This is a genomic window from Acinetobacter sp. LipI_19, assembly GCF_058242925.1.
Genome location: NZ_JBZAYK010000001.1, coordinates 1,010,413 through 1,028,960, shown reverse-complemented (window position 1 = coordinate 1,028,960; position 18,548 = coordinate 1,010,413). Strand labels below are relative to the sequence as shown.

The 18,548-nt window shown below is 39.6% G+C and carries 9 protein-coding genes; 2 read left to right on the top strand and 7 right to left on the bottom strand.

All coding sequences use genetic code 11. The annotated features are described in order from the left end of the window. Positions 1-9: 9 nt before the first annotated feature. From pstA to AC4CVF_RS04960, 3 genes are all read right to left on the bottom strand, one after another. Positions 10-1,404, bottom strand: a complete 1,395-nt coding sequence (pstA, locus tag AC4CVF_RS04970; RefSeq protein ID WP_419327736.1) for a phosphate ABC transporter permease PstA — start codon at positions 1,402-1,404, stop codon at positions 10-12. Further along, the gene (gene pstC, locus AC4CVF_RS04965; protein WP_490789036.1) at positions 1,401-2,780 is read right to left on the bottom strand and encodes a phosphate ABC transporter permease subunit PstC; all 1,380 of its coding nucleotides are present in this window, start codon (positions 2,778-2,780) and stop codon (positions 1,401-1,403) included. Before pstC ends, pstA begins: the two co-directional genes overlap by 4 nt. A gap of 103 nt (positions 2,781-2,883) precedes the next feature. Further along, positions 2,884-3,891, bottom strand: a complete 1,008-nt coding sequence (locus tag AC4CVF_RS04960; protein ID WP_419359514.1) for a substrate-binding domain-containing protein — start codon at positions 3,889-3,891, stop codon at positions 2,884-2,886. Positions 3,892-4,751: 860 nt separating this feature from the next. Between AC4CVF_RS04960 and AC4CVF_RS04955 the strand changes: the two genes are divergently transcribed. Continuing rightward, positions 4,752-5,804: a Rieske 2Fe-2S domain-containing protein gene (locus AC4CVF_RS04955; RefSeq protein WP_419327735.1), complete on the top strand. Its 1,053-nt coding sequence runs from the start codon at positions 4,752-4,754 to the stop codon at positions 5,802-5,804. Positions 5,805-6,003: 199 nt separating this feature from the next. Further along, on the top strand, positions 6,004-6,669 hold the full coding sequence (locus tag AC4CVF_RS04950; RefSeq protein WP_336954405.1) for an O-methyltransferase: 666 nt from the start codon (positions 6,004-6,006) through the stop codon (positions 6,667-6,669). Positions 6,670-7,047: 378 nt separating this feature from the next. Here AC4CVF_RS04950 and AC4CVF_RS04945 read toward each other — a convergent pair whose 3' ends face one another. The 4 genes from AC4CVF_RS04945 to AC4CVF_RS04930 all read right to left on the bottom strand — a co-directional run bounded on the left by AC4CVF_RS04945 (position 7,048) and on the right by AC4CVF_RS04930 (position 18,040). Next, positions 7,048-7,890, bottom strand: coding sequence for a universal stress protein (locus AC4CVF_RS04945; RefSeq protein WP_336954404.1), 843 nt, complete (start codon positions 7,888-7,890; stop codon positions 7,048-7,050). A gap of 127 nt (positions 7,891-8,017) precedes the next feature. Next, positions 8,018-8,635 carry an acyltransferase gene (locus tag AC4CVF_RS04940; protein WP_336954403.1) on the bottom strand — a complete coding sequence of 206 codons (618 nt, stop codon included), beginning with the start codon at positions 8,633-8,635 and terminating at the stop codon, positions 8,018-8,020. Next, positions 8,628-9,224: an IMPACT family protein gene (locus tag AC4CVF_RS04935; protein WP_336954402.1), complete on the bottom strand. Its 597-nt coding sequence runs from the start codon at positions 9,222-9,224 to the stop codon at positions 8,628-8,630. Before AC4CVF_RS04935 ends, AC4CVF_RS04940 begins: the two co-directional genes overlap by 8 nt. A 113-nt stretch (positions 9,225-9,337) precedes the next feature. Further along, positions 9,338-18,040: a BapA/Bap/LapF family large adhesin gene (locus AC4CVF_RS04930; RefSeq protein ID WP_490789035.1), complete on the bottom strand. Its 8,703-nt coding sequence runs from the start codon at positions 18,038-18,040 to the stop codon at positions 9,338-9,340. Positions 18,041-18,548: the final 508 nt, after the last annotated feature.

The window sequence follows — 18,548 nt, the reverse complement described above, 5'->3', positions numbered from 1 at the left end:
TGCCCTCTTTTACCAGCGAACTTCAAATTTCTTACGTAACCAAATTGCAAAGCTGTTTAGACCGACCATGAGTGCCAATAACACAATGATGGCTGCAGCCGTACGCCCTTCGAAGAAGTTACGTAATTCATTACCTTGCCATAAGTAAACTTGAACAGGTAAAGCCGTAGATTGGTCTAATGGAGATACTGGAATATTTGCAACGAAAGCACTCATACCAATTAAGAGTAATGGTGCTGTTTCACCCAATGCATGAGCAATACCAATAATCGCACCTGTCATAATCCCTGGCAGAGCCAAAGGCAATACATGGTGGAATACTGTTTGTAAACGAGAAGCACCTATACCTAACGCCGCTTGACGAATTGATGGAGGTACTGCTTTCAGTGATGCACGAGTGGTGATAATTACTGTAGGCAAGGTCATTAAACTTAATACCAAACCACCGACCAAAGGTGCGGATATAGGCAAATGCATCCAACCAATAAAAATGGCAGCGCCCAATAATCCAAATACAATCGATGGAACCGCTGCAAGGTTATTGATGTTTACCTCAATAATGTCTGTGATAAAGTTTTTTGGTGCAAACTCTTCGAGATAGATCGCACTTGCCACGCCCAATGGAATAGAAATCGCAATCACAATTAACATCATGAACAATGAACCCATAAATGCACCTGCTAAACCTGCTGTTGCAGGTGAACTTCGTGAATCAGGGTTAGTGAACATTTGTGTGTTAAAAGTTCGGTTAATAATCCCTTTTGCGGCCAAATCATCTGAAAGTTGACGTACTTCTGGGCTAAGTTGTTGTTGCTCATCAGGTAATGAACGATCGATATGACCTGCTAACCAAACATCAATATTAGCATCAGCAAGGAAGTTGAGTTCGACTGTTTTACCAATCAATGCAGGATCTTTGAAGACCATATCACGGATACGATAAGCTTCTGAGCTGGTGTAAACACCCGAAAGATCATCTCGACGGCTTTCAAGTGTAGGATCTTTTGCAATGATTGCATTTACAATCAAGGCATCCCAATCAACCATACCCATTTTAGTTTGCCAGTCTACATAACGCTCTTGAAAAACAGCAGGAGACTCCCCTACTTTTTGCGTTGGTTTTGGTCCTGCATCAATCATAGCGGGATCAAAATATACAGGTACAGTCATGCTTGCTTGCCAAAATGCTGGCAACCCTTTGTATAAAATACTTCCAAATAAGATTGCTACAAATGCCAAGCCAGTAATCACTGCTGAAAAGCCAGCAATACGGAAGGTCTTTTCTTTACGATGGCGTTTTGACAATGAGCTAGCAATTTTAGCTTTACGTTTTTCTCGCAACTCAGCAGCGGCTTGAGGATCAAATACATTTTGATCCACAGGAGATGTATTTGATGTACTCATTCGTATTGCTCACGATATTTACGCACAATATAAAGTGCGACAATGTTTAAACACAATGTAATGGTAAATAAAGTTAAACCCAGTGCAAATGCAACTAATGCCTGCGGACTTGCAAAGTCTGTATCACCTGTTAATTGTTTTACAATCGTTACTGTTACTGTGGAAACAGCTTCAAGTGGATTGATATGTAACAATGGACTATTACCAGCAGCGAGTACTACAATCATGGTTTCACCTATCGCACGAGATACTGCGAGTAAGAATGCACCAGTAATACCTGGTAAGGCAGCTGGGAGAACCACTTGGCGAATAGTTTCAGATTTGGTTGCACCTAAACCTAACGAACCATCACGCAAAGCTCGCGGCACTTGAGTAATAATGTCATCTGATAAAGAAGATACAAATGGGATAATCATAATCCCCATTGCAAAACCCGCTGTTAGTGCGCTAGTCGCATTAACTTCAACGCCAATAGAATCACCAATTGATTTGAAGATTGGACCAAGCACCATCATGGCAAAAACACCATAAACAATGGTTGGAATACCCGCTAAAACTTCAATTGTTGGCTTTGCCCATGAACGGAATCGAGGTGAAGCATATTCAGCAAGATAAATTGCAATCATTAGACCCAGTGGAACAGCAACCAGTAGTGCAATACCACTGACCATGAGTGTTCCCCAAAGTAATGGTAGCAAACCATAACTTCCTTCGGCATTTCCTGAAGTACTAAACCCAGGATTCCACTCTGTACCAAAGAAGAAGTCGATTGGACTTACAAACTGGAAAAAGTGCATCGCTTCACTGAACATCGACATCACAATACCCACAGTTGTGAGAATCGCGACACCAGAACAGAGGATCAAAACAACATTAATAGTTTTTTCAACTTCGTTACGTGCACGAAATTGTTGACTAATTCTTTTTCTTGCCCAAATCAATCCAAGGATCGCAGCACACGTTACCACAGCAAACTTTGCAAACGAGCCAATTCTTTCAAATTTTGAGAGTTGTTCAGCAGCTGCAACCTCATAAGCTGCTGGCGTATCTGTCACACCAAAGCCAGAGGCAATTGCTTTAATACGATCTACCAGTACATCTACCCCAGCTGTATCTAGCGATGAAGCAACAGTTGCTGGAACATTTTTTAAAATTAGATGTTGTAAAACACTTGGTTCTACCAAATTCCAAACAATCAAAATTAAAAAAGCTGGGATTCCACACCACAACGCCACCAAAGAGCCATAGTAGCCAGGACGCGAATGTAAAATTGCAGTGTTATTTCCCTTACCTGCTAGGCTTCGGCTTTTTCGTAGCCCGATTTGATATGCGATAGCGATTAAAGCCAATAACACGCCAATGAGTAGCAGATTCATGTATTCTCCACCGTTTTTTCAATTTCAATGCTTTGAAAAAACTCTACTTAGCAAGGAAAGCCGATGGTAGTCACCCACCATCAGCTCCATTATTGCGGTTTTATTATTTACCAGCTTTAAAACCAGCTAATACTTTTGCACGTTCAGCATCTGACAATGAAATCAAACCAGCTTTGTCTAACTTAGAACCTTTACCAGATACCTTCTTGTTAAGGAAGTATTCAGTATATTCTTTTAAGCCTTTGATTGACTGTAAGTGTTCACCTTTTACATAGAAGTATAAAGGACGAGATACAGGGTAAGTACCATTTAAAACAGTTTGCTCAGAAGGAACAACGTTGTTCACTGTCGCAACACGTAATTTATCTTTGTTTTGGTCATAGAAACCTAAGCCAAATACACCTACCGCACTTGGAGATGTTTTTAAACGTGCTAGAGTTTCAGTATAATCACCAGCAATTTCAATTACTTTACCGTCTTTACGGAAGTTAGAACATGCTTTTTTCTGTGCATCTTTGTCTAACTTTTTGAAGTAATCGTAAGTTTCGCAACCTGCTTCAACCATTTTCTCTTGGAACACTTCACGTGTACCGTGGTTAGAAGCTGGAACAACTAAAGTAATTGGCTCATTTGGAAGCGATTTATCAATTTGGTTCCAACGTGTATATGGGTTTGGTACCAATTTACCATTTGATGGTAATTCAGCTGCTAGGGCTGCAAATACGTGTTGTGGACGTAATTTATAAGCTGCTTTACTTGCATTTGAAGCAAAAACGATACCGTCATAACCGATTTTTATTTCTTGGACTTTGTTTACGCCAGCTTTTTTACACGCTGCGATTTCAGTATCTTTAATTTTACGTGAAGCATTTGCGATATCAATTGTGTTATCGCCTACACCTGAACAGAACTGTTTAAGACCAGCAGAACTACCGCCTGAGCCAACTACAGGTGCCTTAAATTGAGGGAAAGTGTTACCAAATTCTTCAGCAACAATACTCGCATAAGGAAGTACAGTAGAAGAACCAGCGATTTGGATGGTATCACGAGCATTTGCTGATACTGCTGCCCCTGAAACTGCTAATGCAAGTGCGATGTGATTAATGCGCATTCTTTTCTCTCTTAAATAAACTGCAATTTTGAAGTACACCACTTCTTGTTGTGTAGTACTTTTCGGATAATTGCATTTTGATTTTAAAATATGACAAATAAGTTACAGCTTTATGACGCTTTTATGATATTTGATAATTCACATTTGATTTTATTAAAAATCTTTTAAATTCAATATGTAATCAACTGTGTGCTATTTTTTAAATTTGAGGATATTACAATTCAAATTGTAATATTTCATGTGTATGTCACAAAAACTGTATTAACGTTTACATACTTAAAGCGACAATATACGTCGTATCAACCTTATTTACTCATCTAAAAACCTTTAAAATAAATAAAAAAGAGCAATTTAAATAATGAGATTAAATCGTAAAGAATGGCATGAAACTTTTCTAAAAATGGTAGCCTCAGCTAGCATGATTACATTCATTATCTATATGAGCTGTTGGATCATTTACTTTTTATTGGCACAAATTAGTCAATACAATCTGATCCAAAATATTGTTATTAGTTTTAGCTTCATCAGTTTATTTATATTAACCATGCAAACCTTACGCTCAATGTATCAAGTCTACTATTTGCCTTTAATGAATAGTTGCAGGTTAAATTATCAAAAAATTATTTTCTTTTGCAGCAGTTTCTCCATCGCACTTATTGTACTCAGTTCTTTTTTATTAAATTTTGGAAAAATGTTAAAAGATTATTACAGCTAAGCCTATATATGGAAATCCACCGCTTATCATACTTAGTAGTCAATCATGTGTTCTCTTTTTTTCCATCATTACGCATAATAATTGAAATTTCAAAGAACACAGCATTGTTTTATATTCAAATGAGCATTCCATAAAAGATTTGAATATGAATAGCAAAACGCTGAACAGCTTTAACCCAGACCTCCCCGTTCATATGAGCTTCTCCGAACATGACTGGCAACTCTTAGCCCAATATTGGTATCCAATTGCATTAGCAAGAGATATTACTGAGCAACCACTCGGAACCATGTTGCTGGATATGCCATTGGTCATTTATAAAATAGGTGCTGAAATTATTGTTGCCAAAGATGCCTGCCCACATCGCGGTGTTCCGTTAAGCATCGGAACAAATGATGGTCAAGGTATCGTTTGCCGTTATCATGGTTTACGCTTTGGTGAAAATGGTAAATGTAATCGAATCCCTGCTCATCCCAATCATAAAATTTCGGACCGTTTCCACCTAAAAACCTATGCTGCTGTTGAACGTTATGGATTAATCTGGTGTTCACTTTTAGCAAAAGAACAGGATATAGCCAATATTCCAAATATGCCGCATTGGGATGAGACCGCGTACCAACAACTGGTTTGTCCTCAAGTCGATTTAAAATGCTTTGCTGGTCGACAATTGGAAGGCTTTATCGATGTTGCCCATTTTGCATGGGTACATCCAGAAACTTTTGGTGACCCAGAAAATACAGAAGTGCCTGATTACACTACGCAAGAAACAGACTATGGTTTTAGTGCTGATTATATCAGTAGTGTAGGTCGTTACCCGATTGGTCTAGATCAATTAGGACAAGCGGATTTTCAATGGTTACGCCATTTTGAAATTCATTTGCCTTTTACCGCAACATTAACCATTCATTTCCCCAATCAAGCGAAACAGGTCATTATGAATGCTGCCTCGCCCATGACAGCACGTAGTACTCGATTATTTGCCCCCATTTGTCGTAACTATGATCAAGATTTACCAATAGAAGATGCTTATGAATACAACCTTAAAATCTTTGAAGAAGACCGTTTGATCGTTGAGACACAAAAACCAGAATATCTACCTTTAGATTTATCCATTGAGACGCACTTCCCTGCTGATCGCAGTTCAAGTATGTATCGCCGTTTATTAAAAAAAATTGGATTTAGCCCATTCTTCGCTGCATAAATCAGTTTCATCACCATGTTTTATAGAAGTTGATCTGGCTTCTTTAAAACAATAAAACCTGAATGTATCGTTCTATATATTTATTATTTTTCAAGTTGATTAAATTTAACTCAAAAGTTTCTATTAAAATTGCACTCTTCGTTTAAAAGATTAAAATGCAAATTACATAAACGAAGTGACTCCAATTAGGTGGTATAACATGCAACAAATGTGGTCAGACATCGATACCTATATCGAATCACATTTAATTCCTGAAGACCCAATCCTCATACAAACATTAAAAAACACTGAGGATAAAGGATTTCCAGACCACCTTGCTGTTGCCGCAAATCAGGGCATGTTATTGCAAATGTTGATTCAAATGAACAAGTGCAAACGTGTTTTAGAATTAGGTACTTTTGCAGCGTATAGCACCATGTGGTTAGCCCGTGCGTTACCTGAAGATGGCTATATTTTAACGATTGAAGGTCGTGATACACATGCTGCTTTAGGTCAAGAAAATATAGATCGTGCTAATCTAAAGCAAACCGTTGAATTAAAATGTGGTCGCGCAGCTGATATTTTAAAGAATTTGCCTGAAAGTACTAAAGCTTTCGACTTTATTTTTGTCGATGCAGATAAACAAAGTTATCCTGAATATTTAGAGCTAAGCTTAAACCTTTCACATTCTGGAACAGTCATTGTTTTGGACAACGTGATTCGTGCTGGTGATATTCTTGACCCAGCGAATATTAAACCAAGTATTGAAGGGATTCGTGACATGTATAAAGCTATGCAAAACCATCCTAAAATTCTGTCATGTACTGCTTTACAAACAGTTGGCAGCAAAGGACATGATGGTTTTGCCATTGCAATTGTGAAATAAACCATTGTAACCTAAATTTAAAAGCTGCTATTTATGTAGCAGCTTTTTTGTAGCTATGATTTTAACAAATCTATTCAAGCTTAGATCATCTTCCTTAGAGTTATCCCCTGAACTTGTTTGTAGAATTGTGGATAACTCAATAATGATTTAATAAGCCTATGAAAATAAAATATTTTTAATTGTCGATTAATTTTCAACCAGTTAAATTCATAGTTCATTAAAAAGCTATTGCATTTCAAAATGCAATATTTTTATTAAATTTTTTAATCAAAAAAAATGCCACAAATCCCATTATTTGTGGCATTCCATTTCTTCTGTTTCATCCATCTTTTGACTTAATATCGACGGTGAAGTTGCTTTTTTTTCCTAAGATAAAACTTATTTTGCGACTAACAATGGAACAGAGGCATTTCTAAAGATTGAGGTTGTCACACTACCTAAAAAGAACTGGTGAATCTTACTATGACTAAAAGCACCTAGCACAATCAATTGAATTTGATGTTGATTTTGATAATCCAAAATATTTTCAGCAACATCACCATAACGATATTCTACTACTACATCCAGACCCGCATCTTTTAAACGTTGCGCAGGCTCATTGAGAATTTCAGGATGATCACCGACATAAAGTAAATGACATTGTAAAAGTTTAAGTAAATCACTTTTTTCAACACGTTTTAGCATTTTTTGACATGTTTCAGAAAGCTCATAAGCAAAAATAAAACGGGTTGGTGGTTTAAATGTTTGCCCAACAGTTAATACAGTACTTTTCGTTCCACGAATAAAGTTTTCAACATTACTGCCCAATATTTTATTCTTCTCAGCTGAACGCTCACCAACTCGACCGATTACAGCGATATCATCTTCAGTCAACTCATTAAAGCTTTGTTCTAGAAAATCACCTTTGGCTTGAATTTGAATAGGTCTGATATTGTATTTTTCTTGAATCATTTCTGAAATATGCTTAAGTAAATTATTGCTGTAATCCAGTGCTAATTCACTTTGCTTTTGTTCAAGCTCAGCCAGCTCTTTAAGCAACATCGCATTACTTTCGAAGCCAATTACCCCACTAATTTCCCCTAAATGATAACTTGCAGGGTAATAATCCAATACTTGCAATAAAACCAGTTCACGACCAGTTTTTTGAGCAATCCATGCGGCTGCTTCTGCCAATGCATTGATGCACGGAGAAGAGTCAATACAAGCCACTACTCTGTTCATTTTAACCTCGCTTTAGCTTTACAGCTTTGGGTCTATATTATTTAAATTAGCACAAGTTTTTATAAGTTTGGACAACTTTATGTAATTAATTCCATAATTTAATTATGTATTTGTACAAACTGTGCATTCATTCACGATAACGAATAAAACGTGCTGGGTTTCCAGCCACAATTTCTCTTTCAGCCACATTTTTAGTGACCATACTATTCATTCCAATTATGGCATGTGAAGCAATTTTTACCCCATCTTTTACACCAACGTGTGCCCCCAACCAAACATCTTGACCAATTTCAATACCTTGGGAAGTCACAGCTTGTTGATAAACAGGAATACTCAAATCCATACCATGATCAAAAGCATAAAGATGACAATAGGCGGCTATACGGACTTGATCATGTAATTTAATACCGACTTTACCCCCATCTAAAATACAATGATGGTTGATCGCAACTTCATTACCAATCTCTAACGGCCCATGCAACGTACAATCCGCTGCAATAAAAGTATTATCCCCAATGAGAATTTTCCGACCAGGCTCAGCAAAAATATGAGCCAAAGGTGAAATAAAACAATTTTTACCTATTTCAACAGTTTCCATTGCCATCAAATACGCTTGGTACTGCTGCTGCCACTGCTCCGCCCAAACTCGATTTTTCGGTTTAAGTGAATAATACAGCCATGGCATATAGTTTAAGCGATGCTTATGTTGTTCACGATATTTTAGTAATGGATCTTGCTCATTCATCAATGTCTTCCAACAATTTAAGTTGCTCACGCCCACGCGTTACATCTTGAACTTTTAACTTAAGTGGATCAATTTGATGTATTTGTAATAATGCCTCAACTTCAACACCATCAGCGGTATATTGTTCTTTATACTCAATGTCTTGGGTATTTAATTCATACTGAAAAATCGACCATTCGCTGAAGTGGCATTGAAAATAAATTTTCTTCTTTTCAATCAGTTCTATTTTCTCAGCCAAAAGCAAACATTGCCCTGAACAGCCGCCATAAGCCCGAACTAAACCACCTGTACCTAATTTGATGCCACCATACCAGCGATTGACCAATACAATTGTGTTGGTTAAATCATTACCCTCAATGGTTGCAAGGATTGGTCGGCCTGCTGTACCTGAAGGTTCACCATCGTCATTAAAACGAACATTATGACCTATTTTCCATGCCCAGCATTGATGTGTTGTTGTTAGATCTAAATGTTTTTCCAGAAATATTTTAACTTGCTGCTCATTTTCAACAGGTGCTGCAATGGCTTGAAAGCGACTCTTTTTAATGTCTTCCTCAAAAATCGTTTCAGATACAAGTGTATAAACCATAATGAAAATAAAGCATTCAAACTCAATATATTGTCATTATAACGTGCTTTTAAAATACATGGGACAATAAAAAACCCTAAGCGAACTTAGGGTTTTTCAATTTACTGACTAAATTATAGAACAAGCTGATGATTTTGAAGCAAGAGTTTCAAGATATCATCTTCAGTTTTGCCATTAAATGCAGCACCTGATTGCGCTAAATTATCCAATTGGAGTAAATCGGTTTTGCCAGTGTACGTAGTTCCTGCACCATCACGATCTAGGGTGAGAGTGACATTATTACCATCAACTCTTACACCAAGATAGTTTTTCAGATAGTTTGCCGATGCTGTTAAATCGGTTGTGATATTTGCACTATTAAAACCAATCAGTAAATCAGAAATATCTATGATGTCTGCATTCATATCAGTGTTCACATTTCCTGAATGGAAGTCTGTCCAATGATCGACGCCATTTCCACCACTTGCACTCGCACTTTCTAATACATGATATACAAGCACATCTGAACCTCCATTACCCGTAAAGGTATCATTCAGTTCACCACTAATCAGTGTATTGCGGAGAGCATCACCAGTGGTTAGTGCATCAACTGTTACTGTAAGAGATGCTGTATGATCTTGACCAAAAACAGAGAGTTTATAATCGAATACTTCTTGACGACCGATTACTCCCGCACTTGGTGTATAAACATAGCTTCCATCACTTTTCACGAACAGACTGCCATACTCACCTTGCACTGTCACACCATTATATCCAACCTCTACAAACTGACCATTACCCGTATCAATACTAAATTTAGCATAAGATGGATTATAGGTATCGTCTGTCAACATGTTGCCAATAATTGGAGCTGCGGTTACTGGGCCAATTTCATTATAATGGGTAATATCTTGCGCTAAGCTCACTGTTGCAGTAAATCCAAGACCAGTATTACCTGATGCAGATGCTTCGATTGTATATTTACCTGGTGGTAAATTATCAATATCTACAGTCAACGAACTTCCAAGTGCATTGAGTAAAGGTGTACCTGTTTTTGTACCAACGATTACACCACTTGCATTCTTGATTGTTAAAATAAAGGTTGGCAATACAGAAATTGAAAGTGCTGGCACATTAACTTTGATTTGTACTTTTGAAGTATCAGTATTCGCAATATCAAATGTTGTCGAAGTATAACTACCACTACCTCCGACACCAAATATACCAGCTGAAACATTAAATGTACCTTGATTGGCTGGACTTACTGTTTGTACCACATTCGTTACAGCACCAATAGCGACATGCTCTGCATTGTCTAAAATAATTGGAGGTGGAAGAGATATATCATTTTGAGGGTTTGCATTATCCCAAACCACGCCAGAGTTATCACCATCAATACGAATATTTAAATTCGCTGTTGCTTCACTGCCATTAAAGTCCCTGATCGTGTAAGTAAATGTATCTACCTTGCCAATATCTGCAGCATCACCATTACTCACATATTTATAATGTCCGTTTGGAGAAATATAAAGTGTTCCGTAAGCACCTACAACAACCGTGTTTGCACCTGATAATGTGACTGCAGGATCACCCACTTCATTGGCCACTTTAGTAACAAATGTTGTTGTATTTACTTCATCTGCACCATCCACACTTGAAATTACATTTCCTTCAATGGTACTTGAACCCAAATATTTATTGGTTTGATCTTGCATGGTTAATTCAACACCACCAAATAACTGGGCAGATGCTGTCGAATCCAATAAATTCAAAATTTGTTGTAATAAACCAGAATCCGTTGGTTTCTCTTGTAGCGCGATTGTATAAACGCCGGGTGGTAAATTATCTATATTAATCTGACCAGAATAATTAAAGATAATGCCCAACAATCCAGGTGGCGTTAGTTTTACAGCATCCTCCACAATGAAGTGTTCTTTTTGTATAACGCCGTTTTCATCTACATATTGACGTTCAAGTACAGCATTGAAAAACTTATCAGCTGTTCCTAATAAAGCACCAATAAGTCCACCTATCGCAGCACTTACAACGCTACCGCTCACATTGACATGAATACTGGATGTGCTGTTTTCTTCAACTTCAAAATTAAATGGTACAGTATTACCTAAAGAGATGTTTAGTCCGAGTAAATTTACACCTAATAATTGAGAAGCTCGTCCTTGTTCACCAACATCATCACCCACAGATTCATGATAATTTTTAACAGTTGCAAGGTCATCATTTGCCACAACTTGATCTACATGATCTGGTGGAGTCAACTCTCCAGGATCTGCTGGTGTTCCTGCAATATTAATAATGATTTGAGCAATATCCGATGTTGTTCCATTAGACAGTTTATAATCAAATATTTCAGTTTTTCCTAAAGCCGCCTCTCCAGCTGTCACAGTATAAGTAAAGACTCCTGTTAGAGTATTAATTTCAAGGTTGCCATACTCTCCTTGAATCGTAACAGTACCTGATGCAACAGATGAACCATCTATTTCAATAATCGAACCACCACTGACTACATCTTGCCCATTGCCATTATCAGCAAAAACATTACCTGTTAATTCATAGTTAGCAAAAACTTCTTCAGTTCCAGTTACACTGATATTTGTTTTTTCATAAATCGTTAACAAGTTTGACAATAGAGGAGCAACAGCAGCATCAACAATGTAATCAATTACTCCAATTGGTAATACGTCCAGTAGCTGGTTAACTACGCTTGAAAGTGGTAAGCCAATTGTATTAACAGGGATTAAAATTGTATTGACTAAAGCAAGTATTGGAGCACCCAAAACCGGGCCGAGTACTGCAGTAATTGCTGCCCCGATAGCTGCAGCATTTGAAGCCCCCAGAATTTCCCCTTCACCACCAAGATCACTAATAGCAACATCTTTGAGTAAGGTTGTTAGAGCACTATCATCTGCCTGAACGGCTACCGTATAATTACCTTCTGGTAAATTAGTAAAATCAAGCTTAATTGAATCGTTGCTATTTACGACACCAATGATTCCAATACCACCAACAGTGACAATACCACCTTGACTCGTACCACGTGCAACCTCCACTGGTCCATTGGTAGTTTGCTGATAAATAACAATCTGAACAGCCTCACCGACCGAAATCAGATCTTGTTGCGAAACCGTGACAGAAATATTACCAGTCGACCCCTTACCTGCATTGCCTGTTGTTTGTGGAATTGAAAAATCTAGACCGGTAGCATTATTCCCCAAGATATCAACCACTGCGATATCTGAACCAGCAACTTCTGTACGATCAATACGAGTTTCCTGACCTAGATCCAATGCAAATTCATCATTTACAGCATTAAGTGGCGGAGTAATAACCGAACCATTGGTCACTGAAGTTGGTGGAAGGGTTACTGCATCATTGCCCGCAATGTCTTGAATCGCATTTGGATCATTACCTGCTGTTGGATCGGTATAACCCACTTGCACCGCTTGACCTAAGGTCACTGGAGCACCCAAGGTTAACACCACGCTACTACCCACCACTAACACACCCGTGATCGCAACCACTTGACCATCCGCTGTCACTGCGAAGTCGCCTGCAACTGGTGGATTTAATGGATCAAGTGCTTCATTGTAGTTCAGCGTTAAGGTCGTACCCAATGGATCAACTGTCGCATTGACAAATGTTGGTGCTGTAGTATCGCTCGGAATAACCGAACCATTGGTCACTGAAGTTGGTGGAAGGGTTACTGCATCATTGCCCGCAATGTCTTGAATCGCATTTGGATCATTACCTGCTGTTGGATCGGTATAACCCACTTGCACCGCTTGACCTAAGGTCACTGGAGCACCCAAGGTTAACACCACGCTACTACCCACCACTAACACACCCGTGATCGCAACCACTTGACCATCCGCTGTCACTGCGAAGTCGCCTGCAACTGGTGGATTTAATGGATCAAGTGCTTCATTGTAGTTCAGCGTTAAGGTCGTACCCAATGGATCAACTGTCGCATTGACAAATGTTGGTGCTGTAGTATCGCTCGGAATAACCGAACCATTGGTCACTGAAGTTGGTGGAAGGGTTACTGCATCATTGCCCGCAATGTCTTGAATCGCATTTGGATCATTACCTGCTGTTGGATCGGTATAACCCACTTGCACCGCTTGACCTAAGGTCACTGGAGCACCCAAGGTTAACACCACGCTACTACCCACCACTAACACACCCGTGATCGCAACCACTTGACCATCCGCTGTCACTGCGAAGTCGCCTGCAACTGGTGGATTTAATGGATCAAGTGCTTCATTGTAGTTCAGCGTTAAGGTCGTACCCAATGGATCAACTGTCGCATTGACAAATGTTGGTGCTGTAGTATCGCTCGGAATAACCGAACCATTGGTCACTGAAGTTGGTGGAAGGGTTACTGCATCATTGCCCGCAATGTCTTGAATCGCATTTGGATCATTACCTGCTGTTGGATCGGTATAACCCACTTGCACCGCTTGACCTAAGGTCACTGGAGCACCCAAGGTTAACACCACGCTACTACCCACCACTAACACACCCGTGATCGCAACCACTTGACCATCCGCTGTCACTGCGAAGTCGCCTGCAACTGGTGGATTTAATGGATCAAGTGCTTCATTGTAGTTCAGCGTTAAGGTCGTACCCAATGGATCAACTGTCGCATTGACAAATGTTGGTGCTGTAGTATCGCTCGGAATAACCGAACCATTGTCTACTGCTGTCGCTGGCAGCGTTGCTGCATCATTGCCCGCAATGTCTTGAATCGCATTTGGATCATTACCTGCTGTTGGATCGGTATAACCCACTTGCACCGCTTGACCTAAGGTCACTGGAGCACCCAAGGTTAACACCACGCTACTACCCACCACTAACACACCCGTGATCGCAACCACTTGACCATCCGCTGTCACTGCGAAGTCGCCTGCAACTGGTGGATTTAATGGATCAAGTGCTTCATTGTAGTTCAGCGTTAAGGTCGTACCCAATGGATCAACTGTCGCATTGACAAATGTTGGTGCTGTAGTATCGCTCGGAATAACCGAACCATTGGTCACTGAAGTTGGTGGAAGGGTTACTGCATCATTGCCCGCAATGTCTTGAATCGCATTTGGATCATTACCTGCTGTTGGATCGGTATAACCCACTTGCACCGCTTGACCTAAGGTCACTGGAGCACCCAAGGTTAACACCACGCTACTACCCACCACTAACACACCCGTGATCGCAACCACTTGACCATCCGCTGTCACTGCGAAGTCGCCTGCAACTGGTGGATTTAATGGATCAAGTGCTTCATTGTAGTTCAGCGTTAAGGTCGTACCCAATGGATCAACTGTCGCATTGACAAATGTTGGTGCTGTAGTATCGCTCGGAATAACCGAACCATTGGTCACTGAAGTTGGTGGAAGGGTTACTGCATCATTGCCCGCAATGTCTTGAATCGCATTTGGATCATTACCTGCTGTTGGATCGGTATAACCCACTTGCACCGCTTGACCTAAGGTCACTGGAGCACCCAAGGTTAACACCACGCTACTACCCACCACTAACACACCCGTGATCGCAACCACTTGACCATCCGCTGTCACTGCGAAGTCGCCTGCAACTGGTGGATTTAATGGATCAAGTGCTTCATTGTAGTTCAGCGTTAAGGTCGTACCCAATGGATCAACTGTCGCATTGACAAATGTTGGTGCTGTAGTATCGCTCGGAATAACCGAACCATTGTCTACTGCTGTCGCTGGCAGCGTTGCTGCATCATTGCCTGCTGCATCTTGAATCGCATTAACATCATTCCCCGTGGTTGGATCGGTATAACCCACCTCAACCGTTTGACCAACAGTCACTGGGCTACCCAAGGTTAATACGACGTTATTGCCAACGATCTCTACCGAGATAATCGCAACGGCTTGACCATTTGCCGTCACTGTGAAGTCGCCAGCAACAGGTGGATGTAATGGATCTAGCGCTTCATCATAAGTTAAGGTCAACAGCATACCTGTGGTATCTACCGCTGCACTCTCAAATGTCGGTGCTGTGCTATCCCCACCTGGAATAATCGAACCATTGTCTACTGCTGTCGCTGGCAGCGTTACTGCATCATTGCCCGCAATGTCTTGAATCGCATTAACATCATTCCCCGTGGTTGGATCGGTATAACCCACCTCAACCGTTTGACCTGCTGTGACTGCTGTACCTAAGGTCAACACCACACTAGAACCATTCACTGTAACCGCTGTTACAGGTACCACCTGACCATCTGCGGTCACCACGAAACTGTTCAATGGCGGTAAGTTGGTGCCGTCTAGCGCTTCGCTATAGGTCAACGTCAACGATGTGCCTGTTGTATCGAGTGCTGCACTGACAAATGTCGGTGCTGTGCTATCCCCACCTGGAATAATCGAACCATTGTCTACTGCTGTCGCTGGAAGCGTTGCTGCATCATTGCCTGCTGCATCTTGAATCGCATTAACATCATTCCCCGTAGTTGGATCGGTATAACCCACCTCAACCGCTTGACCTGCTGTGACTGCTGTACCTAAGGTCAACACCACACTAGAACCATTCACTGTAACTGCTGTTACAGGTACCACCTGACCATCTGCGGTCACCACGAAACTGTTCAATGGCGGTAAGTTGGTGCCGTCTAGCGCTTCGCTATAGGTCAACGTCAACGATGTGCCTGTTGTATCGAGTGCTGCACTGACAAATGTCGGTGCTGTGCTATCCCCACCTGGAATAATCGAACCATTGTCTACTGCTGTCGCTGGAAGCGTTGCTGCATCATTGCCTGCTGCATCTTGAATCGCATTAACATCATTCCCCGTAGTTGGATCGGTATAACCCACCTCAACCGCTTGACCTGCTGTGACTGCTGTACCTAAGGTCAACACCACACTAGAACCATTCACTGTAACTGCTGTTACAGGTACCACCTGACCATCTGCGGTCACCACGAAACTGTTCAATGGCGGTAAGTTGGTGCCGTCTAGCGCTTCGCTATAGGTCAACGTCAACGATGTGCCTGTTGTATCGAGTGCTGCACTGACAAATGTCGGTGCTGTGCTATCTCCACCGCCAGGCACAGTTGAACCATTATCCACCGTTGTTGCTGGAAGCGTTGCTGCATCATTGCCTGCTACATCTTGGATCGCATTTGGATCATTACCCGTAGTTGGGTCGGTATAACCCACTTCAACCGCTTGACCTGCTGTGACTGCTGTACCTAAGGTCAACACCACACTAGAACCATTCACTGTAACAGCTGTTACAGGTAACACCTGACCATCTGCGGTCACTGCAAAGTCGCCAGCAACAGGTGGATGTAATGGATCAAGTGCTTCACTGTAGGTAAGGGTTAATTGTGTTCCTGTACTATCTACATGTGAAGATTGGAATTGCGGGTTTGTAACGTCACCTGCAGTAATTTCAAGCGCTTTTGGATTACCAGCACCATCTGTCACAGTGACCGTAATTTTTTCACCATCTGTAAGTGGTCGGGTTAACTGGACATTATTAACAATACCATTTCCCGTTGCTGTCCCTGTTCCAATTACATTGCCATTAGTATCCGTAATTTTAACTTGACCTGCTTCATTTGAAGTAACTTCAACATGTGTCGCATCTTGAATGCTTGTAGTAATCACTGGTGCAGTTACATCACCTGCTGTAATTTCAACTGTTTTTGAATTACCCGCGCCATCTGTCACAGTAACCGTAACTTTTTCACCATCTGTAAGTGGGCGAGTTAACTGAATATTATCAACCGTGTTATTACCAGTGACGGTACCCGTACCAATTACATTACCATTTCCATCTGTGATTTTAACTTGACCAACTTCATTTGAAGTAACTTCAATATGAGTTGCATTTTGAATAGTTGTCGTAATAATAGGCGGTGTCACATCACCTACTGTAATTACTTTTTCTGTTTGATTACCTGCTGCATCAATAACATCAACAATAACCTTACTACCGTCATTTAAAGGTGTGTTTAAATCAACTGTTAATTTTCCATCAGCACCAATTACACCCTCAGCAATTGTTTGTCCAGCTTCATTTTTAATTATAACTTTACTACCAGGTTCATTTGAAGTGACTTGAATGGTGTCATTATCAACAATATTTACTTCAACATCAGGTTTTGTAACATCCCCAACATTTATTGTTTCAGTTGTTTTATTTCCCGCATTATCTGTTGCTGTAATTGTAATTTTTTCATTATCAACTAAAGGTCTTGTTAAACTAACTTCAAGCCCACCTGCTTGATTTAGTTGTCCTGATCCAATTATTTTACCACTCGCATCCACTATTGTAATTTTACTTGCTTCATCTGCAGTGATTTTGATTTTCTGATTATCTAAAATATCATAGCTTAGTTTTGGTCCTGTTTTATCACCACTTCCCGAATGACTTGAACTACCACTGCTCCCTGATGCGGCTGCAATACCGATTACTCCAGCTGCAGCTGCGACCCAAGCCCATGCTGGCACAGCAGAGTGTTCACCAACAAGGTATTCATGAAAATCAGCAATCCCCAAATAATCAATTTTAGTTACTGTACCACTTGCATCAAACTCAAGAAAGTTAAGTAAATAATGCTTTCCATCTGAAGTTTCTATTGTAAATTCTTTTGGTTTTTCACCAATAAAGAAATCCTCAATAACGACTTTTTCTCCATTTTGTAAATAAACCTCCAAATTATTATTAACTTTTACAATTTTGGCTATTTCTGCGCTATCAAGATTTACTTTATACACTGAGTAGTGTTTATTAACTAAATCCTGAGTAAGAACCTTAGCCGTTCCTTTTTCATAAATAGTGATATTTTTCATAATATTTTTTCCGTCTTATAATTTACTGTTATGCAAAAAAGATAAATAAGTGAGATAAATTTCACAAGTGTATATTTTTGATATTAAAATCAGATAAGCATATAAAAAACAGCACTTGTCTATAATGGCTAAATGATTGGTCTTTTTAAAACCATTAATTTGTGATGTAATTATCATTTAATTAAAATCATACTTGTTTATTTTACTAAATTATTTCGATTCAATTTAATTATCACTTTATATTCATTATTAATATTCATAATGATCAATTTTATAAATTTATTTAAATTTGTTTAATAATCCTGCCTATTTTAAAAACAATAAACTATTATTTTCATACCACTCATAGTATTTAAAAGTATGTAATTCCCATTTAAATTTTATGGGTATTATAGAAACTTAAGAATTTAGCTTAGATTAATTTTTAAACAAAACATGTAACACATTTCTTAATTAGTGATAGATGTCACATTAAAACTATGTTGTTAAATTTTAATGAAATAATAAT